The sequence below is a fragment of the Streptomyces sp. NBC_00659 genome, from assembly GCF_036226925.1.
Classification (GTDB): domain Bacteria; phylum Actinomycetota; class Actinomycetes; order Streptomycetales; family Streptomycetaceae; genus Streptomyces.
In genome coordinates, this window is sequence record NZ_CP109031.1 from 9,018,393 (window position 1) to 9,044,098 (window position 25,706).

A 25,706-nucleotide genomic window follows, 5' to 3' on the forward strand; every position below is an offset into this window, starting at 1 on the left:
TCGGCCGGTACCCGGTTCGACGGGGCGTCCGCGTCGTTCACCGGACGGCCCGGGCACTCCGGGGCGGGAGTCGTGCCGGTGCCGGGCCGCAGGTCACTCTTCGCCGGTGGCGCGCGGATGTTCCATGTGGGAGAGCCAGGTGGCCAGCAGCGTCTCCAGTGACGCGGCCTCGGCCGGCGGAAGCAGATCCAGCAGGTGGCGTTCGTTGCGCATGTGGTCGGTGAACGCCCGGTCGATCAGTTCGCGTCCGGGCCCCGTGAGCGCGACGATCCGGCCGCGTTGGTCGTCGTCGGAACGGCGGCGGGTGACGAGCCCGGCCCGCTCCAGGCGGTCGATCCTCTTCGTCATCGCGCCGGTGGTGACCATGGTGTGGGCGGCGAGTTCGCCGGGAGCCCGTTCGTAGGGGTCACCGGCGCGGCGCAGTGCGCACAGGACGTCGAACTCGCCCTCGCTCAGGCCGTAGCGGTCGTAGACGAGGCACAGTTCCTCGCTGAGCCGGTCGGCCAGGCGGTGCAGTCGGCCGATCACTCCTTGCGGGCTCGTGTCGACGTCGGGGCGCTCGCGGCGCCACTCCGCCTGGATGCGGGCCACGCGGTCCAGGGATTCATCGTGCTCCATGACTCCATAATAACTTCCCGGGAAGCTATAGTAGCTTCCATGGAAGCTAATTTGCGCTGGGTGGCCCTGACCGCGGTCGCGCCGGTGGCCTGGGGCACCAACTACTTCGTGACCCACGAGTTCCTGCCGGCCGACCGGCCGCTCTACGGGGCCGCCCTGCGGGCACTGCCCGCAGGCCTTGTCCTGCTCGCCCTGTGCAGACAGCTGCCGCGCGGCGCGTGGTGGTGGCGGTCCGCGGTGCTCGGGCTGCTCAACATGAGCGTGTTCTTCGTCCTCGTCTACGCCGCTTCCCAGCTGCTTCCGACGAGCGTGGCCTCGACCGTGATGGCGGTGGCGCCGCTGACGATGATGCTCATCGCCTGGCCCCTGGTGTCCGAGCGGCCCCGTCCCGCCCATCTGTCCGGCGCCGCGATCGGACTCGGCGGGGTCTGCCTCATGCTGCTCTCCGGAGTGGGAACGGTGAGCGTCCTGGGAATCCTCGCCTCGGCCGCGGCGATGCTGGTGTCGTCCTTCGGGTACATCCTGGCCAAACGGTGGAACGCCGGTGCCGACGTGCTCGCCTCGACCGCCTGGCAGCTCACCGCCGGAGGCCTGTTCCTGCTTCCGGTCGCCGCGGCCGTGGAAGGCCGTCCGCCCGCGTTCTCCGGGCAGACGCTCCTCGCGTTCGGCTTCGTCAGCCTGATCGCCACCGCGCTGGCCTTCGTCGCCTGGTTCACCGGGCTGCGGCATCTACCCACGGGGACCGTCGGACTGATCGGACTGCTCAATCCCGTGACCGGCGTACTGCTCGGCACCGTGGTCGCGAAAGAGGTGCTGACCCTTCAGCAACTGGGCGGCCTGGTCCTGGTCCTGGCCGGCGTCGTCCTCGGCCGGCCCAGGCGCGCGGGCCGGCGCGACACAGGTCGGACAGTCCACCGCAGATATCCGGCGAGTGTCCGTAACGAGTGATCTTCGCGGGGGCCGGTGTGTGCGGACGCCGGGGCTGCGCCGCTATGGATGCTGCTGTACGGAGAACTCGTTGCCGTCGGGGTCGAGCAGCAGGACGCGGTCGCTTCGGTCCTCGCCGGTGGACGTACGCGTCGCGCCGAGCGAGACCAGGCGGTCCACCTCCACCTCCCGGTCGGCGCCGACGGGGAGTGCCAGCTCCAGATACAGCCTGTTCGTTCCTGTCTTCGGCGCCACCGGGGGACCGCCCCAGGTGATCTTCGTGCCGCCGTTCGGCGACTGGATCGCGGTCTCCTGGTCCTGGTCCCAGACCAGCGGCCACCCCAGCGCCTTGCTCCAGAAGTAGCCGACCTCCTGCGTACCGTCGCAGGCCAGTGCTCCGATGACTCCGGTGTCGGCGAGGAACTTGTTGCCCGCCTCGATGACGCAGAACTCGTTGCCGTCCGGATCGGCGAGCACCACATGTCCCTCTTCCGGGAGCTGGCCCACGTCGATGTGCTCGCCGCCGAGCTCCAGGGCCCTGGCGACCGTCTCCCGTTGATCCTCCGGGGAGGCGCTCGTCAGATCGAAGTGCGCCCGGTTCCGGCCGGTCCTCGGTTCCTGGCTCGGCAGGAAACGGATGCGGAACCCGGCCGTGTCCCGGGGCAGGATCGCGACGTCGTCGTTCGGGCCCTCGGCCCGTTCCCAGCCCAGGACACCGGACCAGAACCGCGCCAGGTCCGACGGCCGGGTGGCATTGAAGCAGATAGCGAACAGTCGACTGGTCATACCCGGTGCAGCTCCGATCCACTGACGGTCGCTTCGGCGTCGTGCCTTCCGCGCGCGTGCAGCCTAGGGAGGAATGTGCGGGAACCGCATCCGGGTTTTCGCCGTGAGGGAGGCCTGAACGCCTTCGCCAGGACGCACGCCCCCACCCGGTGCAACCCGGCCCCGCGCGCGGCCGATCCCCGACCTGCCCTGGTCGAAGCGAGCCGGCCGGAGCGGTGTGACACCATCCCCACCGTGGCCGATCGCAGGAAAGACGTGGACTGGTCCAGGTTGTTCCATGCCGAAGGGCCGGCCTCCGACACCCCGCGCCGTCTGGCGGCGCTCCTCGGCGACGACGCGGACGCCTTCGTCGACGGGTACACGCACCTGTGGTCGACGCTTCGTCGGGAGGGCAAGGCCTGGCCCGCGACGGCGCCCACCGCGTTGCTGGTCGCCGAGCTCCTGAACGATCCGCTGCTGGGGCCCGACGATCCCTCACTTCCGGACGCGATGCTCGTCTATCTGTACGCGGTCGGCGTCGCCGCCGACCTCGGCGAAGGGGCCGCGGAGGTCCGTTCCCGGGTCGAGGTCCACGCAGGGGAGCTGAGAGCCTGGACCGACGCCTATCTGTCGGCCGATGCCGGCGACCGGGTCCGCATGTGGCAGGACGGTACGGGGCTGGGCGAACTCGTCCTCGATCAGGCGGCGCTCGCCTGCTTCGACCTGGTGCCGGCTCTCCTGCCGCGCGTGCTGCCGCACCTCGCGTCGGAACGTGCCCGGCGCAGGACGTGTGCCGCCGCGGCCGTCGGGTCGCTCGCCCGGCATCCCTCGACGTCGGCGCAACGGCCAGTGCTGCTGGAACGGTTGACGTCGATGGCCCGGGCCGCCGAGTCGTCGTACGACCTGGCGACGACCCTGATCGCCATCGACCACCTCGGCGGCGACACCCGCCCCTGGCTCACCCACCCGCATGCGGGTGTACGGGGCTGCGCCGCCCTCGCTCCCGGCCTCACCGGCGACGACGTTGCGGAGCGGGTGCTGCGGGGACTGGCGGGTTCGCCGCGCGCGTTCGGCGAGTCCTTCGGTGACGTGGCTCCGCCGCTTCAGTTCCAGTTCAGGCCGTACCGGGACCTGCTGACGCCGGAGGGGTTCCTGCGGGTCGATGAAGTCGGGAGGCCCACGCCCGGCAGTGCCGCAACGTAGATCGGCCGTCGCTCAAGCCCGGAGGCCGAGAGGGTTCTCACGTGAGGTTTGATCACTGGTCGGCTGATGCGGTGAGGCGGTGCAGTGAGGCTCGGGCGGGTGGGCCCCAACTGGGCTTGCCTCCGGGGCGGCCGTGAACGCCGGCGTCCGCGATGCGGAGGCAGCTCAGAGCTCGCAGCACCGCCCAGCCGCGGGCTCGCCGAAGCGTCGCGGAGTCCGGGCTCGGCCGGTAGGCCTCGTGGAAGCGGTCGACGGCGCCGTCCGGCAGCAGGATCCACGCGGCGGCGAGATCGAAGGCCGGATCGCCGGCGAAGAGGTCGCCGAAGTCGATCACGCCGGAGAAGGTGCCGTTCGTGGTCAGGATGTTGGCAGGATGCAGGTCGCCGTGGAGCCAGAGCCGCGGGCCGGCCCAGTGGGGTGCGGCGGCCGCGTCCTCCCAGACCGCGCGAATCGCGGCCGGGTCGTGAATCAGCCCCAGATCGGTGGCCGAGGCGAGTGCCCTGGTGAAGGCTTCGGCGTTATCGGCCAGCAGGCCCCCGCGGTCTCGGCCCGTCGGTGCCCCGTCAGGGGCCGGTCGGTGAAGGGCGGTCAGGAAGGCGGCCAGCGTGTCGGCCGCGTCCGCGGGGCGTGTCGCGGGGGCGCGGTCGGCGGGCTCGCCCGGCACCCAGGTGGTGACGAGCCAGGGTCGAGGGAAGCGCTCGCAGGGCTCACCGAGGCGCTGCGGGACGGGAACCGGCAGCGGGAGGTGCGGGGCGAGAGGGGGCACCCAGGTGTGTTCTTTGCGCAGCAGCGCGTCCGCGGACCGGGTGGCCCAGGGCAAGCGGACGGCGAGGTCGGGGCCGAGCCGCCACACCTGATTGTCCCAGCCGAGCGCTCCGAGCCTCAGGGGGAGGCCCGCCAGGTCGGGGCACTGCTCGCGCAGCAGGTCCCGGATCAAGTCCTCCGTGATGTCCGACTCGGTGATGGTCATGTGGAACAACGGTAGTTGGGCCGTAGGCCGCGAGGGGTTCCGATCTGATTCCGTCGGACCGTGTCGGGGCCGACGGCGTCGACGGGACGGCATCTCGAACGTGACAGGCGGGCTCACTTCACGGCCGACGTACCTGACGGCTCACCGGGGCCAGTACTGGGCGAGGGCTCCTTCTCTGTACGGGGCGGGGCTGACGCTGAGTTCGCCGGCGAACGGGCGGTCCAGGACGAAGACCAGGAGCAGGCTGAAGCCGACGAGCCCGGCGACCGAGGCGACGAAGAGGATCTGGACCCTCAGTTTGCGCATGCCGTAGAGGAACGTGAGAGGGATGAGGACGAGTGCGCCGCCGAAGGCCAACACCTGCAGCAGTGGGGGGAGTTCCTGGCGTGCCATGGTGATGCGGGCGCGGCGCTGGGTGGCCACGTCGTCGAGATGGGTGACGGCCTCCTCGTAGAAGACCTGCTCGCTCTGGCTTTTCGGGTTGTACTCCTGGAGGGTCTGGAACGCGTCTCGGAGGTGGGATTCCGTGGCCCCGTAGCTGGGGTTTCCCGCACGCATCCGGGGCCACTGGTCCTCGACGACCGCGTGGACGTAGCCGCTCATCGAGGCGTCGAGACGTGCGCGTACCGGCTCCGGGAACGCGGCGGCGTCCCGGGTGATGAGCGCCGCGTCGGTGGCCTCGGAAGCGACGATGGTCTGGGTGTCCTCCAGTTGGGTCCAGAGGGTGACGATGACGAAGGCGAGGATGATGCCGTAGATCGCGCCGAACATACCGAGGGTCACCCCCACCATCTCGTTGTGTTCACCGCGGGCCACCGAGGGATACCGGCGGCGCAGCAGGACACTGCCGCCGACAGCGAGGAGGACGGTTCCTCCGACGATGACGACGGCCAGGGTCGACGTGCTGAAGTGGTTGAGCAGCCAGAGCGAGAGATGTGCGGAATCGAGGGGGGACACGACTGCCCAAACGCACGGTGTTCATGAGCCGCTACGGGTGGGGCCGGCAGTTCACACCACCGAGTGAGGGATACCGGTGGCCCGGCGGGGCGAGGGGCCGGCCGTCGGCCTTAAGCAGAGGGCAGTTGGTCGTACATCCGGAACGTGTAGGTCGCGTCGTAGGTCATGAGATTTCCGCTTGGTGCGGGCAGTCCCAGTCGCCGGTTGAGCGGTCCTGTCAGGGGCCCGCAGTGCTCGGCCGCGGGGGCGGTGAAGGTGTCGTCGTAGGCCGAGAACTCGATGACCGGTGGATCCTGTGACACCCACTTCGAGGGGCCCGACCGCTTCACCTGGAAATCGACCGGCGCGCTCGCTCCGATGGTGCATCCGTGCGGCAGCAGCGGGCTCGACAGCCGGAAGCGCAGGCTGAGCCGCCCGGTGTAGAAGTCGGATCGGCCACCGTACTCCGGCTTGATCGCCAGTCGAAGGTGCCATGTGCGCTCACCCGCCGCGGTGCCGGTGAGTCCGCCGGGAACGGTGGTGGGCGTGCTGTGCATCGCACCCCATACCTGCCCCAGGGTGCCGTCGGGCATCCGCCCCTCGGCGTGCGTCATGATGATCGGCGCGAGAGCCACATCGACCTTCCCTAACGTCAACAGGGGTGCCGCTGTGTGGACTTCACAGCGCCAGCGGGCCGGGTCGGCCCCGGCCGGAAGAGCGGGGCAGTCGCTGAAGTCGCTCGAGTACTGCGGGGTGGAACTCGGTTCCGCGTGCGCGAGGCTCGGCGTGTACGCCCCCACCAGCCCTGTCAGGGCGGCGGCTCCGGCGAGCGCGAGCGCGGCGCGGCGGGCGAGTGACGGGCGGCGGTCAACGGGAGTCGTGTTCAACATGACCACAGCGTGCGGGTCGTGACCGGGCAACGGCTATCCGTGACGTCCCCGCCTCGACCCTGAGCCGACCCTGATGATTTGTCAGGGGTGGTGTGGTGTCCTGTCTGCGGGGTTCCCGAGGGCACTTGTAGGGGGCACGGCACCCTCACCGGCACGTCTGGAACACTTGCAATCCTTGGCACGCCTGGCACGCCTGGCACGTCTGCCACGCCTGGCACGATGGCACGGTGTCCCCTTCCACCGAACCTCCCGCCGCCGCACAACCGGACCTTGACGTGCTGCTGCCCGGCCTGGCCGGCAACCCCTCCGCACCGCCGGAGGTGCTGATCCGCCTGACTGCCTCGAGCATCGACCGGTCCGGTCTGGCCCGGCGCCGGGACCTGCCCCCGGAAGCCGCGACGGTGCTCGCCATCGACCCTGACGCGGCGGTGCGATCGGACCTCGCCGCCCATCCGCATCTCCCACCGGCGGTTCAGCTCGCTCTCGTCGGCGACGCCGACCCGGGGGTGCGGGGCCGACTGGCCGAAGGTGCGGAGTACTTCACCACAGTCGGTGTACACGGGCGCCTCCTCCCGGACCCGCTGGCGCGCGAGGTCTACGAGAGACTGACGTGCGACCCGGAACCGAAAGTCCGTCGCGCGCTGGCCTTCAACCGCCGGCTGCCGGAGGATCTGCGGGTCAGGATGCTCGATGACCCGGACGCGCGGACGGCCGCGATCGCAGCCTCCGAATGGCCCTCGGCGCCGACCGGACGGATCCAGGAACTCCTGTCACGGGTGACCGGTTCCTTCGGCCGGCAGATGCTTCTGCTCCGCCTGGACGGCCCGCTTCCCGTCGAGGCGGCATACGTCCTGGTCGCCGAGATCGACTCCGCGGTGGACGGGACTTCGCGCAGCGAAGGTCTGCTGCGGCAGGTCGCCGAAGTCGCCGACCTGGACACCGGTCTGACCGACCGGTTCCTGGCGAGTCCGGACCTGCGCGCGGCGGTCGCGGCCAACCCGACCCTGCCGCCCGAGCACATCGCGGACCTGGCCCGCGACCCGGACAACCAGGTCCGCGCGGCTGTCGCCGCCCGGCGCGGCCTCGATCCGGTGCTGCGCGAGTCGATCCCGGTGGACTACGACGACCGGAGCAGCAGCGTCGTCGGCTGGCTGCTGACCGAGGACCTGTCCGCGGCGGATCGGATGGCATTCGCCCGAAGCCGTCACCAGATATTCCGCAAGACCCTGGCGGCGCGCCCCGATCTGCCGGACGACGTCGTCGGGATCCTCGCCGACGACGAGAGCTTCGCGGTACGACTCTTCGTGTGCGAGCGACAGCCGAACGCCCCCGGCCGGCTGCTGGCGCGGATCGCCGAGAAGTGGACCAGCTACAGCCGGTGGGACATGCTCGGCCACAAGAACTTCCCCGCCGATGCCGCCACTCGTCTGGCCCGCTCCGACGATGCCCAGGACCGCGCGGTCTCCGCGGCGCATCCTGGATTGCCGGCCGATACGATCGAGGCTCTGCTCACCGACGAGAACGACGCCGTACGGCGTCGGGCCGCGACCAACCCCGCCGTTCCGGCCCACCGGCTGACCGAACTGCTCGGGGCCGCGGACCGTTCGGTCGCGGCTGGAGCCGCCGCGAACCGGTCGCTTCCCGTGACCGCGATGCACCGGATCCTCGACCGGGCAGGACTGTGACGACGCGGCGCCGTCGGTCGCACATCCGGCGGGCGTGCAGCGTTGTCAGACCCGTCTGACAGGATCCGGCGCATGGATCTTGCCGACGTGTTCGCGGACCTCGACCGGGTCGCCTGGCCGAAGGTGCACCATGCCTACGGCCCCGCCGATGACGTCCCCGGTCTGCTGCGCGCGCTGACCGGCGAGGACCAGGAGACCGTGGCGGAGGCCGAGCAGGAGCTGTGGAGCAGCATCGTGCACCAGGGTTCGGTGTACGAGGCCACGGTGGTGGCTGTTCCCTTTCTGGCGCGTCTCGCGGCTGCGGGCGTCCGTCGTGCGGAGTTGCTCGGCATGCTGGGTGCCATCGCGGAGAGCACGGACGAACGTGGTCCGGGCCGGCCCGGCGAGGCGCGCGCGGCTGTCGTGGCGCAGCTGCCGCTGATGGTGCCTCTGCTGGCCGATGCCGTTCCCGCAGTTCGCCAGTGGGGGGCCTGGGCGGTGGCCAGATGCGGGCAGGCGGCGGGCCCGGCCGCCTCCGCGGCCTTGCGTCGGCGCTGGGAGACGGAAGCCGATCCGGTGGTGCGGGCCGACGTGGTGAGCGCGTACGTCCGGATCGACCCGGCCGCGGCGGAACACCTGTGCGCGGCCGCTCTGGCCGCGTCGGAGCCTTCGCCGGTGCGCGTGGCGGGGCTCCTGGCCGCCGTGGACACGGGCCGTCCCTGGGACAGCGAACTGGCGTCGGTCGTGGCGGCGTTGGCGCCGCTGCAACCGCACACCGCGGGCAGCATCTCGGAACGGGCGCCGTTGTGGGCTCTGGTCGCCGGGCTGTACGAGCGCGGCAGCGTGGACGAAGCGATCGAGGTCGTCGTCGCCGCGCTGGAACGTGCGGTGGAGGCCACGCGCGTCGGCGCGGATCCCCGGCCGGCCGTCGCCGAGGCGACCTGGGCGGCCGAGTCGCTCGCCCTGCGTTCCAGAAGCGCGCCGAGCCGGCTGCTGCCGGCGATGCTGCCCCTGTTGGACACCACGGCCACGGCCGGAGACGTCCTCGAGGCGGTGAGCCAGTGGGGCGAGCCCGCTCCGCGCGCGGTTCCGGCACTGGTCGCCCTCGCCGAAGGGACGAGCGAGGTGGCCGACTTTGCCCTGGCGGTACTGGTGTCGCTGGGCGCGCCCGAGGCGTCTGATCTCCTCGCCCGTCATCTGGCACAGCGGCCACTCGCCCTGGAAGCCGCCTGGGCGCGCACGACCACGCGCCGTCCACCGGCTCCGCTGCCGTGCACCACGCCGTTGCTCGACGCGGTCCGCGTGCGCCTGGCCGCGGTGACGGCCGACGGCACGAGAGGGGGCAGGCGCGGGTCGCTGCTGACGGACGGGCTCGCGGCCGTGAACGAACCGGTCTACCTGACAGGACTGCTGACCGGTTGGGGGCGCTCCGCTCGCGCCGCGATACCCGAATTGCTGGACGCGCTGCCGCATCGCCCCTCCCTGGCCGGCCGGGCGCTCGCCGCCGTCGCCGACGCGCGGCTCGACCCCCACGTGATCACCGCCCTGCGGTCCTGCGCCGAGGCAGGCCCCCGGCAGGGCCGTGTGGCGTCCGCGACCGCGCTCCACGCGCTGACGGGCGACGCCAGTGCCTTGGTCGCCGTCCTTGGACCGGCGCTCGGTGAGCGGAGCGAACCGCGCGACCAGTGGGTCCGGGCCGCCGTCTCGCTCGGCGGACAGGCCCGCTCGCTGCTGCCCCAGCTCTCGGCCATGGTGGCCGAGCCGGCGGAGACCCGGACGAGCGTCGCCGCCCTCCGGGCGGGACTGGCGGCGGCCCGAGCGGTGTGGGAGCTGACCGGGGATCAGGAGAGCGTGCTGCCCATGGTCCTGGAGGGCCTGACCTGGTCCTCCGGTCCCTGGGCCCACCAGGCGGCGAACAGCGCGGCCGAGGTCGCCGCCCTCCTCGGCCCCGACGCGAGGCCCACCGTTCCCCACCTGCTGGCGATGCTGGACCGCCCGGACACGGCAGCGGCGGCCGCGCGAGCACTGGTGGCCGTACACCCGGGCACCGACCGACCCGCCGGTGTCCCGCTCACCGACCTCGTCGATCGGGTCCTCACGGCAGTCGTGCCCGGCGGGCATCTACGCTCCGCGCTGGCCGCGCTCCACGCCCTCGCCGCCATCGGCCCCGCGGCGTTCACCCCGGCCCAACTCGACCGTGCCCGGCTGCTCGCCGAGGGGGATCGTCGCATCGTGGGGTCGGGCAGCCATACCGAGCTCATTCACGACGACACGGAACTGCGCGCTGTCGCTCGACGTGTGCTCGGGGACCTGGTGCCTTGAACGGAGCAGACACGTGAGAAGCGCCCGGATCCAGGGCCGAGCCGGCTGCTGCCGGGTCGCGCGGCGGTTCACGATGCGCCGATGGTGCCGCCGGTGCCGGCCGGGCGGGATAATCCGGGCGTGACCCTCACCGCGCGGCAGCTCACCCTGGCGACCCTGGACCGTCAGCTCCTCCTGGAGCGCCGGCGCCTCGACGTGGCGGAGGCGGTCCGCCAGGTCTGCGCCGTCCAGGCACAGGCACCAGCGTCGCCGTACGTGGCCCTGTGGAACCGCGTGGAGGGCTTCGTGCCCGAGGATCTCGACGCGGCGTTCGCGGAGCGCCGGATCGTGAAGGCGACCCTCATGCGGATCACCCTGCACGCCGTCCACGCCGACGACTACGCGCCGTACCACGCCGCCATGGCCCGGAGCCTGCGGGCATCACGCCTGTACGACCGCCGCTTCACCTCGACCGAACTGACCGACGACGACGCCGACGCGCTGCTCCCGCGGCTCGCCGAGTTCCTGGCGCACCCTCACACCGGAGCCGACGTGGAGGGGGAGGTCACCGCGCACTTCGGCGAACACGCACACCACTTGTGGTGGGCCTTGAGGACGTACGCGCCGATCCATCACGCGCCGACCGGGGGTCCGTGGTCGTTCAGACTGCCGAACACCTACCTCGCCTCGCCCGTCGCCCCGGAGGCCGCGACGCAGGACGCGGCGGCGGGAGTGCGACGGCTCCTGCTCGCCTACCTCCGGGCGTTCGGACCGGCGTCGGCCCAGGACTTCGCGCGGTTCACCCGGCTGGGCCGCCCCGTGATCACCCAGGCGCTGAGCGAGCTCGGTGACCAGGTGGTGCGGGTTCCCGGACCGGCCCGCGCCGCCCTGTACGACCTGCCGGGTGCCACCGTGCCCGCGGAGGACACCCCCGCGCCGCCGAGGCTGCTGCCGATGTGGGACAGCACGCTGCTCGCCCACGTCCTCCCCGGGCGGGTCATGCCCCAGGACCACCGGCCGCTCGTCGTCCGGCGCAACGGCGACATCCTGCCCACCCTGCTCGTCGACGGCCAGGTCGCCGGGGTGTGGCGCACGACGAACGCGGGCCTGGAACTCACCACGTTCCGCAAGCTCGACAAGGCGGCTTGGCGCGGGCTGACCGAGGAGGCGGAGAAGCTGGCGGCGCTGCTCGCCGACCGGGACCCGGCCCCGTACCGCCGCTACAACCACTGGTGGGACAAGGGAATCCCGGCAGTCGAGACCAGGACGGTCAAGGGCTGCTGAACAGGTCCCCGAGGGAGAGCGGGCGTGGCGCAAGTGGGGCCGAAGCGAGGGGCGTTGCTCAACCGGGGTGAGATGGCGGGTGTTGCCTGTGACCGAACCAAGTACGACGTTGTCCCAGGTCAGGAACGCATCCGCACCAAGACGCGCCGCAAGCGGCAGCCGCATGAGGCCATCGAGGCCCACCGTGCGCCTTTGTCGCGCGGCGACGGTCGACCCGTTCCGGCGAGGAGTACCGCAGGCCGACCGACGCCGAGTGGACGAGTTCCTGGGGTACTTCGAGCTCCGCAAGGTCTCGATGGGAACCCGTGGGCGAGCCTTCGGAACGTCATGCATTCACGAGCACGCCCCGCGACCTGAGTACCGAGTGGACCGGTCTGCCTCTGTCCGTCGAAGCTTCTCCCGGCGCTGGTCCCCGGCCACGGTCCTGGTCCCCGGCCCGGTTTCGGCCCGGTCCCGGCCTCCGGTTCCCGACGTCGGCCTCCGGTCCCCAGGTCCCCGCCCCCGGCCGTAGCACGTCAGCCGGTGTCGGGCGGGCCTTGTGGGGAGATCAGACCGCTCTCGTAGGCAAGGACCACGGCCTGTACCCGGTCCCTCAGATCGAGCTTCGACAGGATGCGTCCCACATGCGTCTTGACCGTGGTCGGGCTGAGGAACAGGCGGTCCGCGAGTTCGGCGTTGCTGAGGCCGGTCGCCAGCAGGCGGAGCACCTCCAGTTCGCGCGGGGTCAGCCCGGACAGATCACGGTGGAGACCGGTCCGCGGGGACTCCTGGCGGTGCGCGAAGCGCTCGATCAGCCGACGGGTGATCGTGGGTGCGAGCAGCGCGTCGCCGGAGCGCACGAGGCGCACGGCTGCCACGAGGTGCTCGGGGGTGACGTCCTTGAGCAGGAACCCGCTCGCTCCGGCGGTGAGCGCCGCGTAGACGTAGTGGTCGAGGTCGTACGTCGTGAGGATGATGACCCGGGTGCCCTGGTAGCCCTCGGCGCCGTCGGCGCCTTCGAGGCTGCTGCCGAGGATGCGCCGGGTGGCCTCGATGCCGTCCATCCGCGGCATCCGGATGTCCATGAGGACGACGTCGGGCCGGGTGCGTCTGACGGCGTCGACGGCTTCGGCGCCGTCCGCCGCCTCGGCCGTCACCTCGATGCCGTCGGCGGCGAGGATCATCCCGAAGCCGGTACGCACCAGGGCCTGGTCGTCCGCGATGACGGCGCGCAGAGCGGGCCCGTTCACACCGCCTCCCACGGGACCCGGGCCGTGACCCGGTATCCGCCGGTGAGCGTGGGCCCGGCGGTGAGCCTGCCGCCGTAGACCGCGAGCCGTTCGCGCAGCCCGATCAGCCCGCGACCGTTGCCGTCCACCGGGGGCGAGTCGCGGACGGCTCCCGTGTCGGTGACCGCTATCTCCAGCCAGGATCCGGAGAAGCCGATCTCCACCGTCGCACCGGCGCCCGCCGCGTGTTTGATGGTGTTGGTGAGCGCCTCCTGGACGACGCGGTACGCCGTGAGCTCCACCCCGGGCGGCAGCGGTCCGGGAGGCAGCGAGACGGTCAGGTCCACCGATGTCCCGGCGGCCCGCACCCTTTCGGTGAGGGCGTCGAGCTGTCCGAGTCCGGGCTGCGGTTCCAGGCCGTCGGCGGGGGTGTCGGCGCTCGCGTCCGGGCCCGCCAACAGGCCCATCACATGGCGGAGTTCGGCCATGGCGGCGCGGCCCCCGGCCTCCACCGCCAGCAGTGCTTCCTTGGACCGCTCCGGGGCGGCGTCCATCACCTTGCGCGCAGCGCCCGCCTGAATGACCATCACGCTCACATTGTGGGTGACGACGTCGTGGAGCTCGGCGGCTATCCGGGCGCGTTCCTCCTCGACGGCCCGGCGCGTGGCCTTCTCCTGAGTCTGCTGGAGATCCGTGAACCGCTTGCGGCTCGCTTCCAGCCGCAGGCGCCCGAACCGGACGAGGCTCGCCAGCACCCCGACGATCAGGAGTACTACTGCGGGACTGGACCAGCCGGGAAGCATGGGGTCCGCATCCCGGAACGCGACACCTGCCAGCACGGCGGCGGCGATCAGCGCGACCATGGCCCGGGCGCGGTAGCGGCTGTGCGCGACAGCTCCGTAGGCGCCGATGCTGCAGGTCAGCACATTGATCCAGGAGACGCGATCCGCTATGGCCAGCGCCGCGGCGGCGACCACCCCGAACGCGAGCAGCGGATACCTGCGCCGGGCCGCGAGCGGCAGCGCCGAGAGCAACACCAGGACCCAGGGCGCGGAGGACTCCGACGGGTACTCGGCCCCGGGGGCCGGGGCCGGGGCCGGAGGCGGTACCGGGTACGGGAATTCGGGCCGGTTCGCGGTCACGGCCCGGGAGCTGATCCGTACCGGCCCGTCCCCGGGGTAGCGCGCCGCCACGACGAGCGCGACGACGGTCAGTACGACCGCCAGCACCACGTCCAGGCGCACCGCCCGCCGGGACAGCGGGGTGGGCTCACCCTCCGGCCGCATCGCCTCGCGGAGGTGCGCCCACCACGTCCCGGGCCGCAGCACGTCGCCGGTCCGCTCCCGCCAGTTGCTTGCCTGCTCCCGCCTGTCACCGGTCCGCTCCGGCCCCTCGCTTGCCTGCTCCCGCTGGTCGCGGGTGCGCTCGCGCCGGTCGCCGGCCCGTTCCCGCGCAGGGCCGGGCTGTTCTCGCTCTGTGCCTGACCACGACGCGTCGTGCGGCCGCCCGTACGGGTCCTCCCTCTCCATCCGCACATTGTGCGGCCCGGCGGCACGGGTCCACGTCCGCCTGCGTGACCGGCACACCTGTCCGCCAGGAGTACTCCTCGAGGATGACCCCGCCGCCGGGTCCTCCGCGGGGAGGGCCGTATGTCGGTGCCCCGGCGGACGCGCCGCCGCCGCCTCCGCCCGTACGTTCACCGGACTTGCGCAGGACATCGGCTCATCGACCATGAAGGACGGACACACCCATGAATCACGTGATCGAACTGGAGGGCGTCGCCAAGCGGTACGGCGGCGCCGACGCCCCGGCGCTCGGACCGGTCGATCTCGGCGTGGCCCAGGGCGAGGCCCTGGCCGTGACGGGGCCGTCCGGCAGCGGAAAGTCCACGCTGCTCAATCTCATCGCCGGTCTGGACCGGCCCAGCGAGGGCACCGTGACCGTGGCCGGGCAGCGCATCGACCGGCTGAGCGAGCACGCGCTGGCCCGGTTCCGCCGCGAACGGATCGGCATGGTCTTCCAGTTCTTCAACCTGCTCGACGACCTCACCGTCGCCGACAACATCCAGCTCCCCGCCCAGCTGACCGGGACCGCCCGGCGGGCGGCGGCGACCCGTGCCGGGGAGCTGATGGAGGTGCTGGGAATCCAGAAGCACGCCCGCGCCTACCCCGGGCGGTTGTCCGGCGGCGAACGCCAACGGGTCGCGGTGGCACGGGCCTTGGTGAACAAGCCCGCGCTGCTGCTCGCCGACGAGCCGACCGGCGCGCTGGACACCGCGTCGGGGCAGGAGGTCCGCGAGCTGCTCGTGGATCTGCACCGCGGCGGGCAGACCGTCGTCCTGGTCACGCACGACCTGGAACTGGCCCGGGCCTGCGCACAGCGCACGATCCATCTGGTCGACGGCAAGGTCGCCGTCGACACGCGCGCGGAGGCCGTCCGATGATCCGGTTCGGCGGCGGTGCCCTCGGCCGGGTCGTTCGCTCCGGGGTCGGCAGACGGCGCGTCCAGACGCTGGTGATCGCCGTGGCCACCATGATGGCCGTGGCCTCGGCCGTGGTCGCCGGGTCCCTCATGGTCGCCACGAACGCGCCCTTCGACCATGCCTTCGCGCGGCAGCACGGGGCGCACCTCATCGCGCAGCTCGACCCGCACCGGGCGAGCGCGGCCCAACTGGCGAGCACCCGCGGCCTGGAGGGCGTCACGGCGAGCGCGGGGCCGTTCCCGTCCACGACGATCAGTCCGATCGGCCAGGACGGCGGACACCTGCCCGCGCTGACGCTGGTCGGACGGTCCGGGCCGGGAAAGGACGTGGACGCACTGGACCTGAAGTCGGGCCGGTGGCCGCGCACTTCGGGTGAGATCGTGCTGTCCGCCTCGTTCCAGGGCCCGGATCTCGTGCTCGGCGCGACCCTGAAGAGTTCCGAGGCCGCGGACGCGCAGACGCTGACTGTCGTCGGCTTCGCGCTGTCCACGAGCGGGAGCGCCGACGTCTGGGCGACCCCGGCCCAGGTCCGGTCGCTCGCGACCGGAGACAGCGGCCTCGCGAGCCAGATGCTCTACCGCTTCGACTCGGCGGCGACGAAGTCGCAGATCGCTGCCGACCGGAAGAAGCTCGCCGCCGCCCTGCCTTCCGGGGCGCTCGTCGGCACCCAGTCGTGGCTGGACACCAAGCACGCCGCCGACCAGGGCGCGGCGGCCACGATCCCGTTCCTGTTCGCGTTCGGCGTGCTCGGCATCGTCATGTCGGTGATCATCGTCGGCAGCGTGATCAGCGGCGCCGTCGGCACGGGGCTGCGCCGGATCGGCATCCTCAAGGCCATCGGATTCACTCCGCGCGAGGTCGTACGGGCCTATGTGGCCCAGGCGTTGATCCCCGCGGCGGCCGGCATCGCGCTCGGGGTCGTCCTGGGGAATCTGCTGGCGGTGCCGCTGCTGGCGGACACCGAGTCCGTGTACGGCACCGTGTCCCTCTCGGTGGCCTGGTGGGTGGACGTCGTGGTGCCGGCCGGTGCGCTGCTCGTGGTCACGATCGCGGCGCTGGTGCCCGCGCTCCGGGCCGGCAGGCTGCGTACGGTCGAGGCCATCGCCGTCGGCAGGGCGCCGCGCACCACACGCGGTCAGTGGGCGCACCGCGCGGCGGGGCGGCTGCCGCTGCCGCGTCCGGTGACCTACGGCCTCGCGAGTCCCTTCGCGCACCCGGTGCGGGCGATCGCGATGGTGCTGGCGGTGACCTTCGGGACGGTCGCCGCGACGTTCGCGGTGGGACTGACGCAGTCCCTCAACGCGGTGGCGAGCGCGCAGGATCCCGAGAACAGCGCCGATGTCACCGCCGTCAGTGGTGGGCCGGGCGGCTCCGGGCCCGGCGTGGCGGAGAGGAAGGAGGAGCCGCCCACGGCCGGCTCCCGGCAGGCGCCCGGGGGCTCGGGGCCGAACGGGCAGGAGTCGGCGGATCCGGACGCGGTGCGGGCCGCGATCGCGGCGCAGTCCGGCACCGCCTCGTACTACGGCACGGCGATGGGCGACGCCACGGTGTCCGGGATCTCCCGCACCCTCCGGGCCACCCTCTACCAGGGTGATTCGCGTCCCGGCAGCTACGAGATGATCGCGGGGCACTGGATCTCCGGGCGGGGCCAGGTCGTGGTGCCCACCGGCTTCCTGGAGCGGACGGGAACCAGGATCGGCGATTCCGTGCGGGTGACGTTCCAGAAGGAGACGGTGAGCCTGCGCATCGTCGGCGAGGCCTTCGACACGTCGGACGACGGCATGCGGGTCCACGCGGATCTCGACAGCTTCGCCAAGGCGGAGCCGGAGGCCTTCCACATCGAGGTCAAGTCGGGGGTTTCCCCGGCCGATTACGCGCAGAAGCTCGGTGCGGTGCTCAAGCCGCTGGGCGGAGACGCCTTCGCCGAATCCGCTCCGGAGGGCGAGAACATGATCGTCCTGCTGGAGGCGATGGCGGCGCTTCTCACCCTGATGCTGGTCTCCGTGGCGGGCCTCGGCGTCCTCAACTCCGTCGTCCTCGACACCCGCGAGCGCGTTCACGACCTGGGGGTGTGCAAGGCGCTCGGCATGTCCCCGCGGCAGACCGTGAGTCTCGTACTCGCCTCGGTGGCCGGGATCGGCGTGTTCGGCGGGCTGATCGGGGTCCCGGCCGGGTTCGCGCTGCACGGCTATGTCCTGCCGGTCATGGGAGAGGCCGCGGGCACCCGCCTTCCGCCCTCGGTCCTCGACGTGTACGACGGCTCGCAACTGGTGCTGCTGGGCCTGGCCGGGGTGCTCGTCGCCCTGTCCGGCGCGATGGTCCCCGCGGTATGGGCGGCCAAGGTCCGTACGGCCACGGCGCTGCGCACCGAGTGACCCGCCGCGCGGCGGGTCGGCGTCACCGCGATGTCGTCACTCCAGGAGTGGGCCTCCAGCCACGAGAGGTAGCCGTCCTGGGTTGAACACCAGCACCTCCGCGGGACACTCCCCGGCCGTCGAACCTGGCGGCCGGGGACCCGCGGACTGATGCCGGGTCTGCCGTGCTCGGCCTCGGTGCGACCCCGTCAGCTGCAGGAGAGGAGGCCTGCCTTCTGCTTGGCGTCCAGGACGCGATGGACGCTCTGGCTCACCTGCGTGCGGAAGGCCGCGCTCTGCGCCATCCGGCTCTGCACCGCCTTGGTCATGGCCGGGATCAGATTCGGTTCGACGGTCAGGACCAAGTCGCCGCCGGCCGCGAGGAACTTGACCGCACGGTCTCCCGGGGCCACGGACTTCACCGCCACCGCGTTCCCGAGGTCGTCCGAGATGACCACGCCCTTGAACCCCATGTTCTTGCGGAGCATGGTCTGGATCACCGTCGGGGAGAACGCGGCCCGGTTGTTCGGGTCGATCTTGCTGTACGTCGCGGAGGAGATCATGACGAACGGCGCCCCGGCGTCGATGCCGGACTTGAAGGTGGCGACGCTCGGGCTCGTGCTCGTCGTCACGGTGTCCACGACGTTGGCCGTGGTGTCCGTGTTGCCGCGGACGTAGCCGAGTCCGGGGAAGTGCTTGAGCGTGGCCAGCACGCCGGACTGGGTGGAGCCCGCGAGGAACGCGTTGCTGTGCGGGGCCACCGTCGCGGCCGTATGCCCGAACTCGCGGTCGTACCGGCCGATCGGAGCGTTGGCCGTGCCGAGGCTCGCCGGTACGACATCCGCGACGGGCGCGAGGTTCAGGTTCACACCGGCCGTCCTGAGCTCCTTGGCCCACACGGCCGATTCGCTCTGCAGTCTCGTCGTCGTCCACGTTCCCTGGGTCAGCGCGCTCGGGATGGTCGAGAAGCCGGGGCCCCTCAGCACCTGCACCTGTCCGCCCTCCTGGTCGGTCGAGACCAGGAGGCCCACACGATGCCCGGCCACCGTGTCCGCCTTCGCCTGAAGACCGTCGACGAGGGACTTGATCGCCGCCGTCCCGGCGTTGCTGCGCCCGGCGAGGAACACCGAGCCGACGTGGTACTGACGCATGACATCTATGCGCTTGCTGTCAGGAGCGGACGGCGTGACCGATCCCATGAAGAGCTGGCCGACCCGCTGCGAAGCCGTCATCGCCGAATAGGTCCTGTCGGCGCAGATGGACGCCGAGAGCTTCGAGGTTCCCGCGGGCGGGTCGATCGTGGCGGCCCGGGAGACCTGGACACCTCCCACACCCGCCGCCGCGAGGGACACCGCCAGCGCTGAGGCGAGCAGGACGCGTCGGCTGACGGTGGAGCGATGGGTGGGCGACTGGTGTGATGCCATGAAGATACTCCGAGGGTGCCTGCCGGGGCCCGCTTGTATCTTGAGCGGGAAGTCAGTTGCCGTGTCCAGCGTACCTCCGAGCCCTTGGGCCGGGTCCGAGCGTGTGGCGCTGCCTTTCCGAGGGTCTCGGCGCCTGCTCGCGCGTCTGGGCGAAGCCCGGTCGGTCCTCGTCCGGACCGCCACTGCGGCATGGCCCCGGGGCGCCTGCATGTGTACGCGTCGACGCACAGCAGCCGCACGGCTCGGGCGGCAGCGCCGGCACCTCTCCGTCCGAGATGGCGGTGGTGAGCCGCTCGAAGGCCGACAGGAGCGAGCTGCCGATACCCGGGGCGTCGCCGAGGACGGCGAGTGTCTCCTCATAAGCGTAGTAGGGGCGGTGAGGGACTTCCACCCGCCGACGCCGTGCACGAACACCGGACGCAGCCGCATACCCCTCGTCCCCGGGAAGGCGCGGTTGTTCCGGGGGAGTTGAGCCGGAGACCTTGGACCGGGCGGTGATCCGCTTGCTTGCCCGCAAGGCCTGCGCACCGGCCGAGGGATCCGGCCGTCGGTTCATGGCGGGGATCCGTTCGAAGTCGTGGGCTTCCCCTGTTGACGGTGGCGAGGGACGGTCAGTTTACTGGTGTCGATGTGAAACGAAGTTTCTCTCATGGAAACCATGCGCGTCGTCTCCGAGTCAGGGCGCGAGGTCTGTGAGGGGCTGCTCCTCGTACGTCGTCCGCAATGACCTGGCGAAGAACCGGAGTCCTCATGGTGCGTCCCACACATTCCCTCGGATCAGGCGTGAGACGGGCGGTGACCGCCTTCCTCCTGGGGCTCGCCCTCCTGGCGGGGTCCGGCGGTCTGACTCGGGCGGAAGCCGCGGAAAGTCCGACGGTCTACCCGACGGCCGCCTACGCCACCACGGTCGGCCAGGACCCGGCCGACATCTACTACCCCGCGACCACCACCCGCCGACTGCCGGTGGCGCTGTTGCTCCAGGGCGCGAACGTCGACAAGTCGGCCTACGAGGGGTACGCCCGTACGGTCGCGGCATTCGGCTTCGTCGTGGTGGTGCCCAACCACACCAGGACCCTGTACGGCGTGCCCGGACTGTGGGCCTCCTCCGACGAGGGGCTCGCCGCGGTGACATGGGCCGCTGCCGAGAACGCCGACGCCGACAGCCCGCTGGCAGGACGCATCGACGCCGACACCCTGGTTCTGCTCGGCCATTCCTTCGGTGGCGCCGCGGGGCTCGGCACCGTGCAGGGGCAGTGCGTCCCGCCGTTCTGCTTCGGCCTGCCCGCCGGCGCCGTCAAGCCCGTCCAACTGAAAGCCGCCGCGTTTTTCGGCACGAACAACGTGCCCCCCGGCGGTGGGGCGGCCCCGGCCGTCGACAACACCGGAGTGCCCCTGGCGCTCGTCCAGGGGAGCGTCGACGGCGTTGCCGCACCCGCCGCGGCCCAGGCGACCTACGAGGCACTGACCGCCACGCCGAAGGCGCTGGTCACGGTCACCGGGGCCAATCATTACGGCATCACCGATGCGCAGAACCCGCCCGGGGCGCTCCCGGACGCGTCGGTCCAGACGCTCGATCAGACCGAGAGCATCCGTACCTCGGCCCGTTGGTCCGCGCTGTTCCTGAGGGCGAGCCTGGGTGACGCACTGGCCGCCGCGTACGTACGTCAGTGGGGGGACGGCGTCGACAACGCGGTGACCGTCCAGCAGGCCTACTGACCGACCGCTCCGGTCCGGCGCGGCGATCGCGTGCACAGGCAGGGTTTCTCAACTGGAGGAGTGTCATGGTCTCGGCGGCCCTGTTCCTGACAGGAGTTCTCCAACTCCTGCTCGCCTTCGCCGCGTTCCGCAAAGGCCGTGCGCCCGGGCTGTGGATCGGTGTCCTCGGGTGTGCGCTGGCGTACGACTCGCTCGTCGTCGCGGCCGGGGCGATGGTGGGGGCGGGCGCACCGCTGGAGTGGCTCAACACCGGCCGTTTCGTGGTGCACGCCGTACTGACGCCGCTCTCCGTGGTGTGCGGCGCCCTGTTGCTCGACCGAGGGCGGCGCACGGTCCGGTGGGCCTGGGCGTGCGCCGCGGCCCTGTCCGTGCTCGGTGTGGCCACCACGCTGCCGGGCCTCGAACTGGAGCCCCGCTCCTGGGCCGGAACCCTGCGCTACACGGACGCCGGTGGCGCGGGTGCGCCCTTCGCGGCGGTCCTCTCCGTCCTGGCGCTGTTGGCGATCGGCGTCGTGGCGTGGAAGCGGCGATCCGTGCCCTGGATCGCGCTGGGCGCGTTCGCCGTCTTCGCCGCCTCGGCCCTCGCTTTCAAGGTGCCACCGGTGGGCAACGCCGGCGAAGGACTCATGCTGGCCGGTCTGCTTGCCGCCCTGTGCGACCGGCGTATCGACACGCGCCAGGAAACCACGCCCGCACCGGCCGCGCCGTGACCGGGCCGGGCTCCCACGAGCCCGGTCCCTTCGGCCTGGCCGGACTCTGCTCCGCCCATTCGGCCTTGCCCGACCCTGCTCCGCCCGGCCTGGCCCCGTCCGGTTCGCGCCGGCGGTCCTCAGTGCTCGCGCAACAGTGAACCCACCCCCTGCACCTGGTCGTCGACCCCGTTGTCGCGCAGTGCCATCCACCAGGTGGCGGCGTTGATGGCGATCACCGGGAGCCCGAGCCAGCGCTCCGCCTCGTCGGCCAGGGCGACCATGGACAGGTTGGTCCCGCACTGCACGATCGCCTCGACCCCTTCCAGGAGGGCGAGTTCCGTCAGGGCCTCGCGCAGCCGCCGCTCCTCGACGTGGGCGATGGACACGGCCGTCGGACAGCGCAGTCCGGTGACACCGGCGACCTCGAAGCCCAACTCGGTGAAGAACTGCCGCACGTTGGCATCGCCGACGGGCTGATAAGGGGTCAGTACGCCGATGCGCCGCGCGTCGAACAGGCGCAGCGCCCGGTCGCAGGCCTCGGCGCCGGTGGCGACCCGCAGACCGGTGGCCTCGTGGATCTGGCGGATGAAGGCGCGGTTGCCCTCGACACCGCCCCAGAACGTCTCGGCCGACATGCCCATCACCATGTAGTCGGGTTCGCACGTGAGCACCCGCTCGCAGGCCGCTCCGATCTCGTCGCGGATCTGCTCCAGCAGCCGCTCCATCCCGGCGTCGCCGGACATGTCCTGGTCCCGGATGTGGATGCGCGAGAAGTGCGAGGTCACTCCGGGCACGGTCATCCGGTGGAAGTCCGGTTCCACGATGGTGTTGGTACTGGGGGCGATGACGCCGAACTTGTGGCGCCAGCCGAGGGCGTCGGTCATGGGTTCACCGTTCTGGACAGGCCGGCCGGGTGCGGCGCGGAGCGGGACAGTGAGCGGGCGAGCCTGAGGGCGGCGACCAGGAGGGCCGCCTGGGTGAGCGTGTTGCAGCCCTGCTCGGTCCACTGCAGGGCGACGCTCTGGTCGGGGCGGGCGGCCAGCGGCCCCAGCACGTACATGCCGAGCAGCCACAGGCCCGCCGCCGAGGCGGCGGGAGTGTCCCCGGCGGCCCGTGCGAGCAGGATGAGACGGACCCCGCACACGGTGACCGCGGCGATGGCCAGCACCATGACGGGCAGGGTCGAGGCCAGGAGCAGGGACAGCGCGCCGAGCAGCGTCCAGGTCGCGGCGAACCCCCACAGCGGGGGGACCCGGCCCGTTCCCCGTGGCGAGGGGACCGGGGACGGCAGGGACAGCAGGGCGTGGGCCAGCAGCAGGAAGCCCGCGGCGAGCAGCGGGAACAGCGCCTTGTTCAGGGGCTGGACGTCCGGCCCGTCGAGGGACACGACGAGCTTCCACACCGCCTTGGACAGCCCGCCCGCCAGGATCAGCGCGGTCGCCGTGGCGGCCATGGTCCCGGCCCGGGGCACGGCCCGGCCGACCGGCCGGATCAGACAGGCCGCCCCGATACCGGTCAGGACGACCGGCACGAAGTCCTGGAGCGCGAGCGCGACGGGGTAGTCCACCGGCGCGCTCACAGAGCCGCCTCCCTGCCGTGCCCGGACCCGCGCTCCGGGTTCGGCGTGTCCGCAGGTCCTGCCGGTTCCGCAGACGCCGCAGACGCCGTCGGCGGTCCGGGCGGTCCGGGCGGTGCGGACGGCAGGATGTCGCGGGTGCGGAATCCGGCGGTCGCGAACCGTGCCGCCGCCCTGCGCCGGGTCAGCCGGGCGATCCGGCCGCCGTTGCGGGTCCGGTCCGCCAGGATCCGGCCGGCCAGCCAGGGCGCCACGGTCTCCACCCGGTCCGCCAGGATGTTCAGCACCTTGCGGACCTTCGCGTACTCCGCCGGGCCGTAGTCGTGCAGCAGGAGGTCGGTCACGACCATGCCCGGCGACAGGCGCAGCGCCCGTACGTCGTGCGGTGCGGTCACCGCCCGTTCGCGCAGGTCCGCGGCCAGGGCCTGGGTGAGGTAGGTGACGGCGCGCTTGGTGGTGCCGTACGCGCCGAGGCCCGGCAGGACGCGGCCGTCGGAGCCGAGGCCCTCCATGTTCCACAGGCGTCCGTGGCCTTGGGCGAGGAACCCGTTCAGCGCGACGGCCGAACCATGGGCGGTGCCCACCAGGTTCGTGGCGACGACGGCTTCCAGGTCACCGTCCGGCAGCTCCCAGAGCGGCCGTCGGACGGTGGCCGCCCCGGCGTTGTTGATCCATACGTCGACGCCGCCGAAGGTGTCGAGGGCCGCGTCCCACAGGTCCTGCACCTGGCCCCGGTCGGTGACGTCCGCCGCCCGTCCGAGCAGCCGGTCCGCCGGGGCGTCCAGGACCGCGGCGGCCTCCTTCACGGTCCGTGGTCCGCGACCGGACACCACGACGCGGCAGCCCCGGTCGAGGAAGGAGCGGGCCAGTCCGTGGCCGATGCCGCGGGTGCTGCCCGTGACCACCACGACGGGCGCCCGCGTTCTCATGTCTCCTCCCAGTCGAGGACGCCGTGCACGACGGCGGCCAGGACGTTGCCGTCGAACAGTTCCCAGGTGACGGCCAGCCGTCCGCCCGCGGTCATGCCGGGGGTGGCGTCCAGGGCGAACTCGCGTCCCTTGACCTTGTGCACGTCCCCGTCGGTGAAGTGCCAGACCGGGTAGTTGGCCCGCCCGAACGCCTGGGCGTTGCCCCAGGCCCCCGGTCCTTCCCAGAACTCCCGGGTGCCGTCCCGGCGGCGTACGACGGTGAAGGCGCGGTCCACGCCGGCGCCCGTCCAGCGGACCCGGTGTTCGGTGCGCAGCAGGTCCAGCGGGGTGAGCCGGTCCTCCACCTCGACCGTTCCCAGCGGCTTCTGGTCGGCGCCCCACACCTCGCACGTTCCCCGGAAGGCGCCGGACCGCTTGGTGGGCAGGATCCATGGCACGGGACCGGACCGGGTCTCCGCGGCGAGATGGGCGTCGATCGCGGCGCGTGTCGCCGGATCGTCGGCCCCGGCGCCGACGGTGCGCCGGTAGAGGCCGTTGAAGCAGCCCACCACCGTCCATCCCTGGTAGAGGACGGACGAGTAGACCTGGGTCTCGCCGTCGGGCAGGACGTGGTTCCAGGTGTTGAGGTCGACCTGCCAGCCGGGCCCGTAGTAGTGGGCGTCCACGAACGAGCCGTACGGCTGGCCCGTTCCGTGGAAGTCGGGACCGTGGTAGATCCGGTTGTCGTCGGCGTCGGTCACGGCGAAGGCGAAGGGCGCGGCGAGCCGGAACCGGCCGGCCAGCGGGCCGCCGCCCTCGAGACCGCCGTCCATGCGGTAGACCGTGCCTCCGTCCTCGAACGCCGAGGAACGGCGGATGTCCTCGAATCCGCACCACGTGCCCGTCGCGTCGAACAGCGAGGGCCGGCCGTGCCATTCACCGGTGATGCGCCGCTGCCAGGCGCTGGGCTCCGGGGCGCTCACGAGGCGTCCCCTTCCGCGCCGCCCGGGCCGCCGGTGATCAGCAGGCCGCGCAGTGCGTCGGTCGTCGCCGGGCCGAGCAGCCGGTCGACCTGCGCCCACACCGGATCGATCTCCCGGCTGAACAGCGCGGCCCGCAGCCGCCGGTCGCGGTCGGCGAGGTCCGTGTCCTTCACCTCGTCGGCCGCTGCCGGAGGGAAGTCCCCGGCCAGGTTCAGCCAGTGCTCCAGGTAGTTTTCGGCGATCGGTCCTACGGCCCGCAGTGCCGCCTCGTCGGCACGGTGCACGAGCATCCACGGTGACATCAGGGCGCGCTGGCGCGGACCGATCGCCGCGGGGGCCAGCCCGGGGATCTCCGCCGCGCTGCCGTGCGCCGGGGTCAGGGAGCCGTACACGGCGTCGGTGTACGCGGGATGGGAGGCCAGGTCCGCCCGCTGCACCAGGTCGAGGTGAAAGGCGTAACCCTCCCCGGCGTGCACGGAGTCGAGGGTGAAGTGCGGCAGCGGGCCCTCGGCCGCGCCGAACGCGAACACCATGTGGCTGTCGAGGCCGATGGGCGGGACCACCAGCGAGATGTGCACGACGGACGCGACGGCGCCGCTCCCGGTGAAATACCGGACGGAGCCGACCTCACCGGGGAAGGCCTCACTCGTCAACCGCCCCCAGGGCGTGGGGGATTCGGCGACGTCCGTGACGGCTGTGAGGCGGTCGAGGACGCGCGCGGACAGCGCGGCGGGCGGGGACTGCGCCGCCGCGCGGGCCGGTGGGACGGACGGGGGACGGGCCGCTGTCTGATCCGGCATCTCGG

22 protein-coding genes and 1 pseudogene are annotated in these 25,706 nt (G+C 72.1%); 9 read left to right on the forward strand and 14 right to left on the reverse strand.

Annotated features, from left to right (window positions below):
* Positions 1-93: 93 nt before the first annotated feature.
* Positions 94-618, reverse strand: coding sequence for a MarR family winged helix-turn-helix transcriptional regulator (locus tag OG410_RS39525; protein WP_329303574.1), 525 nt, complete (start codon positions 616-618; stop codon positions 94-96).
* A 39-nt stretch (positions 619-657) separates the two neighbouring features.
* Between OG410_RS39525 and OG410_RS39530 the strand changes: the two genes are divergently transcribed.
* Positions 658-1,566 (forward strand): EamA family transporter, encoded by a 909-nt coding sequence (locus OG410_RS39530; RefSeq protein WP_329303575.1) that lies wholly within the window; start codon positions 658-660, stop codon positions 1,564-1,566.
* A 42-nt stretch (positions 1,567-1,608) separates the two neighbouring features.
* Here the strand turns inward: OG410_RS39530 and OG410_RS39535 are convergent, their stop codons facing one another.
* Positions 1,609-2,331 carry a VOC family protein gene (locus tag OG410_RS39535; RefSeq protein ID WP_329303576.1) on the reverse strand — a complete coding sequence of 241 codons (723 nt, stop codon included), beginning with the start codon at positions 2,329-2,331 and terminating at the stop codon, positions 1,609-1,611.
* Between the two features lie 234 nt (positions 2,332-2,565).
* Here OG410_RS39535 and OG410_RS39540 point away from each other — a divergent pair, with 234 nt between their 5' ends.
* A complete protein-coding gene (locus OG410_RS39540; RefSeq protein WP_329303577.1) occupies positions 2,566-3,513 on the forward strand; it encodes a hypothetical protein in 948 nt (315 codons plus the stop codon).
* A gap of 52 nt (positions 3,514-3,565) precedes the next feature.
* On the opposite strand, the gene OG410_RS39545 is transcribed toward OG410_RS39540, so the two are convergent.
* The 3 genes from OG410_RS39545 to OG410_RS39555 form a co-directional block, all read right to left on the reverse strand.
* Positions 3,566-4,483, reverse strand: coding sequence for an aminoglycoside phosphotransferase family protein (locus tag OG410_RS39545; RefSeq protein ID WP_329303578.1), 918 nt, complete (start codon positions 4,481-4,483; stop codon positions 3,566-3,568).
* Positions 4,484-4,624: 141 nt separating this feature from the next.
* Positions 4,625-5,440, reverse strand: a complete 816-nt coding sequence (locus tag OG410_RS39550; RefSeq protein WP_329303579.1) for a bestrophin-like domain — start codon at positions 5,438-5,440, stop codon at positions 4,625-4,627.
* 110 nt (positions 5,441-5,550) lie between these two features.
* Positions 5,551-6,309: a hypothetical protein gene (locus tag OG410_RS39555; protein ID WP_329303580.1), complete on the reverse strand. Its 759-nt coding sequence runs from the start codon at positions 6,307-6,309 to the stop codon at positions 5,551-5,553.
* 227 nt (positions 6,310-6,536) lie between these two features.
* Between OG410_RS39555 and OG410_RS39560 the strand changes: the two genes are divergently transcribed.
* From OG410_RS39560 to OG410_RS39570, 3 genes are all read left to right on the forward strand, one after another.
* Positions 6,537-7,994 carry a hypothetical protein gene (locus OG410_RS39560; protein WP_329303581.1) on the forward strand — a complete coding sequence of 486 codons (1,458 nt, stop codon included), beginning with the start codon at positions 6,537-6,539 and terminating at the stop codon, positions 7,992-7,994.
* A gap of 72 nt (positions 7,995-8,066) precedes the next feature.
* Positions 8,067-10,295: a hypothetical protein gene (locus tag OG410_RS39565; RefSeq protein WP_329303582.1), complete on the forward strand. Its 2,229-nt coding sequence runs from the start codon at positions 8,067-8,069 to the stop codon at positions 10,293-10,295.
* Between the two features lie 120 nt (positions 10,296-10,415).
* Positions 10,416-11,558, forward strand: a complete 1,143-nt coding sequence (locus OG410_RS39570) for a winged helix DNA-binding domain-containing protein (RefSeq protein WP_329303583.1) — start codon at positions 10,416-10,418, stop codon at positions 11,556-11,558.
* Between the two features lie 515 nt (positions 11,559-12,073).
* On the opposite strand, the gene OG410_RS39575 is transcribed toward OG410_RS39570, so the two are convergent.
* Together OG410_RS39575 and OG410_RS39580 are read right to left on the reverse strand one after the other, a co-directional pair.
* Complete coding sequence (locus tag OG410_RS39575; protein ID WP_329303584.1) at positions 12,074-12,787, reverse strand: response regulator transcription factor; 714 nt, start codon at positions 12,785-12,787, stop codon at positions 12,074-12,076.
* Positions 12,784-14,052, reverse strand: coding sequence for a sensor histidine kinase (locus OG410_RS39580; protein WP_443063939.1), 1,269 nt, complete (start codon positions 14,050-14,052; stop codon positions 12,784-12,786). Before OG410_RS39580 ends, OG410_RS39575 begins: the two co-directional genes overlap by 4 nt.
* 464 nt (positions 14,053-14,516) lie before the next feature.
* Between OG410_RS39580 and OG410_RS39585 the strand changes: the two genes are divergently transcribed.
* Together OG410_RS39585 and OG410_RS39590 are read left to right on the forward strand one after the other, a co-directional pair.
* Positions 14,517-15,209: an ABC transporter ATP-binding protein gene (locus OG410_RS39585; protein WP_328444279.1), complete on the forward strand. Its 693-nt coding sequence runs from the start codon at positions 14,517-14,519 to the stop codon at positions 15,207-15,209.
* Complete coding sequence (locus OG410_RS39590; RefSeq protein WP_329303586.1) at positions 15,206-17,623, forward strand: ABC transporter permease; 2,418 nt, start codon at positions 15,206-15,208, stop codon at positions 17,621-17,623. The genes OG410_RS39585 and OG410_RS39590 overlap by 4 nt, the downstream gene beginning before the upstream one ends.
* 188 nt (positions 17,624-17,811) lie before the next feature.
* On the opposite strand, the gene OG410_RS39595 is transcribed toward OG410_RS39590, so the two are convergent.
* Positions 17,812-19,026: a glycoside hydrolase family 3 N-terminal domain-containing protein gene (locus tag OG410_RS39595; protein WP_329303587.1), complete on the reverse strand. Its 1,215-nt coding sequence runs from the start codon at positions 19,024-19,026 to the stop codon at positions 17,812-17,814.
* Between the two features lie 185 nt (positions 19,027-19,211).
* Positions 19,212-19,417: pseudogene (locus OG410_RS42740) on the reverse strand (hypothetical protein); the annotation flags it as partial.
* 404 nt (positions 19,418-19,821) lie between these two features.
* On the opposite strand from OG410_RS42740, the gene OG410_RS39600 reads away from it, so the two are divergent.
* Together OG410_RS39600 and OG410_RS39605 are read left to right on the forward strand one after the other, a co-directional pair.
* On the forward strand, positions 19,822-20,742 hold the full coding sequence (locus tag OG410_RS39600) for a poly(ethylene terephthalate) hydrolase family protein (RefSeq protein WP_329303588.1): 921 nt from the start codon (positions 19,822-19,824) through the stop codon (positions 20,740-20,742).
* A 65-nt stretch (positions 20,743-20,807) separates the two neighbouring features.
* Positions 20,808-21,452, forward strand: a complete 645-nt coding sequence (locus OG410_RS39605; protein ID WP_329303589.1) for a hypothetical protein — start codon at positions 20,808-20,810, stop codon at positions 21,450-21,452.
* A 119-nt stretch (positions 21,453-21,571) separates the two neighbouring features.
* Here OG410_RS39605 and OG410_RS39610 read toward each other — a convergent pair whose 3' ends face one another.
* From OG410_RS39610 to OG410_RS39630, 5 genes are read right to left on the reverse strand one after another with little or no spacing between them, the layout of a single operon-like run.
* Positions 21,572-22,318, reverse strand: a complete 747-nt coding sequence (locus tag OG410_RS39610) for a maleate cis-trans isomerase family protein (protein WP_326783379.1) — start codon at positions 22,316-22,318, stop codon at positions 21,572-21,574.
* Positions 22,315-23,013 carry a hypothetical protein gene (locus OG410_RS39615; protein ID WP_329303590.1) on the reverse strand — a complete coding sequence of 233 codons (699 nt, stop codon included), beginning with the start codon at positions 23,011-23,013 and terminating at the stop codon, positions 22,315-22,317. The genes OG410_RS39610 and OG410_RS39615 overlap by 4 nt, the downstream gene beginning before the upstream one ends.
* Positions 23,010-23,939: an SDR family NAD(P)-dependent oxidoreductase gene (locus OG410_RS39620; RefSeq protein WP_329303591.1), complete on the reverse strand. Its 930-nt coding sequence runs from the start codon at positions 23,937-23,939 to the stop codon at positions 23,010-23,012. Before OG410_RS39620 ends, OG410_RS39615 begins: the two co-directional genes overlap by 4 nt.
* Positions 23,936-24,901 (reverse strand): hypothetical protein, encoded by a 966-nt coding sequence (locus OG410_RS39625; RefSeq protein ID WP_329303592.1) that lies wholly within the window; start codon positions 24,899-24,901, stop codon positions 23,936-23,938. Before OG410_RS39625 ends, OG410_RS39620 begins: the two co-directional genes overlap by 4 nt.
* Positions 24,898-25,701, reverse strand: coding sequence for a hypothetical protein (locus OG410_RS39630; RefSeq protein WP_329303593.1), 804 nt, complete (start codon positions 25,699-25,701; stop codon positions 24,898-24,900). The genes OG410_RS39625 and OG410_RS39630 overlap by 4 nt, the downstream gene beginning before the upstream one ends.
* Between the last annotated feature and the right edge of the window lie 5 nt (positions 25,702-25,706).

Excerpts from the sequence above, each read along its gene's own strand:
- OG410_RS39525 (WP_329303574.1), bottom strand. The coding sequence starts at position 618 with ATGGAGCACGATGAATCCCTGGACCGCGTGGCCCGCATCCAGGCGGAG.
- OG410_RS39530 (WP_329303575.1), top strand. The coding sequence starts at position 658 with ATGGAAGCTAATTTGCGCTGGGTGGCCCTGACCGCGGTCGCGCCGGTG.
- OG410_RS39535 (WP_329303576.1), bottom strand. The coding sequence starts at position 2,331 with ATGACCAGTCGACTGTTCGCTATCTGCTTCAATGCCACCCGGCCGTCG.
- OG410_RS39545 (WP_329303578.1), bottom strand. The coding sequence starts at position 4,483 with ATGACCATCACCGAGTCGGACATCACGGAGGACTTGATCCGGGACCTG.
- OG410_RS39555 (WP_329303580.1), bottom strand. The coding sequence starts at position 6,309 with ATGTTGAACACGACTCCCGTTGACCGCCGCCCGTCACTCGCCCGCCGC.
- OG410_RS39565 (WP_329303582.1), top strand. The coding sequence starts at position 8,067 with ATGGATCTTGCCGACGTGTTCGCGGACCTCGACCGGGTCGCCTGGCCG.
- OG410_RS39580 (WP_443063939.1), bottom strand. The coding sequence starts at position 14,052 with ATGCGGCCGGAGGGTGAGCCCACCCCGCTGTCCCGGCGGGCGGTGCGC.
- OG410_RS39585 (WP_328444279.1), top strand. The coding sequence starts at position 14,517 with ATGAATCACGTGATCGAACTGGAGGGCGTCGCCAAGCGGTACGGCGGC.
- OG410_RS39590 (WP_329303586.1), top strand. The coding sequence starts at position 15,206 with ATGATCCGGTTCGGCGGCGGTGCCCTCGGCCGGGTCGTTCGCTCCGGG.
- OG410_RS39595 (WP_329303587.1), bottom strand. The coding sequence starts at position 19,026 with ATGGCATCACACCAGTCGCCCACCCATCGCTCCACCGTCAGCCGACGC.
- OG410_RS39605 (WP_329303589.1), top strand. The coding sequence starts at position 20,808 with ATGGTCTCGGCGGCCCTGTTCCTGACAGGAGTTCTCCAACTCCTGCTC.
- OG410_RS39610 (WP_326783379.1), bottom strand. The coding sequence starts at position 22,318 with ATGACCGACGCCCTCGGCTGGCGCCACAAGTTCGGCGTCATCGCCCCC.
- OG410_RS39620 (WP_329303591.1), bottom strand. The coding sequence starts at position 23,939 with ATGAGAACGCGGGCGCCCGTCGTGGTGGTCACGGGCAGCACCCGCGGC.
- OG410_RS39630 (WP_329303593.1), bottom strand. The coding sequence starts at position 25,701 with ATGCCGGATCAGACAGCGGCCCGTCCCCCGTCCGTCCCACCGGCCCGC.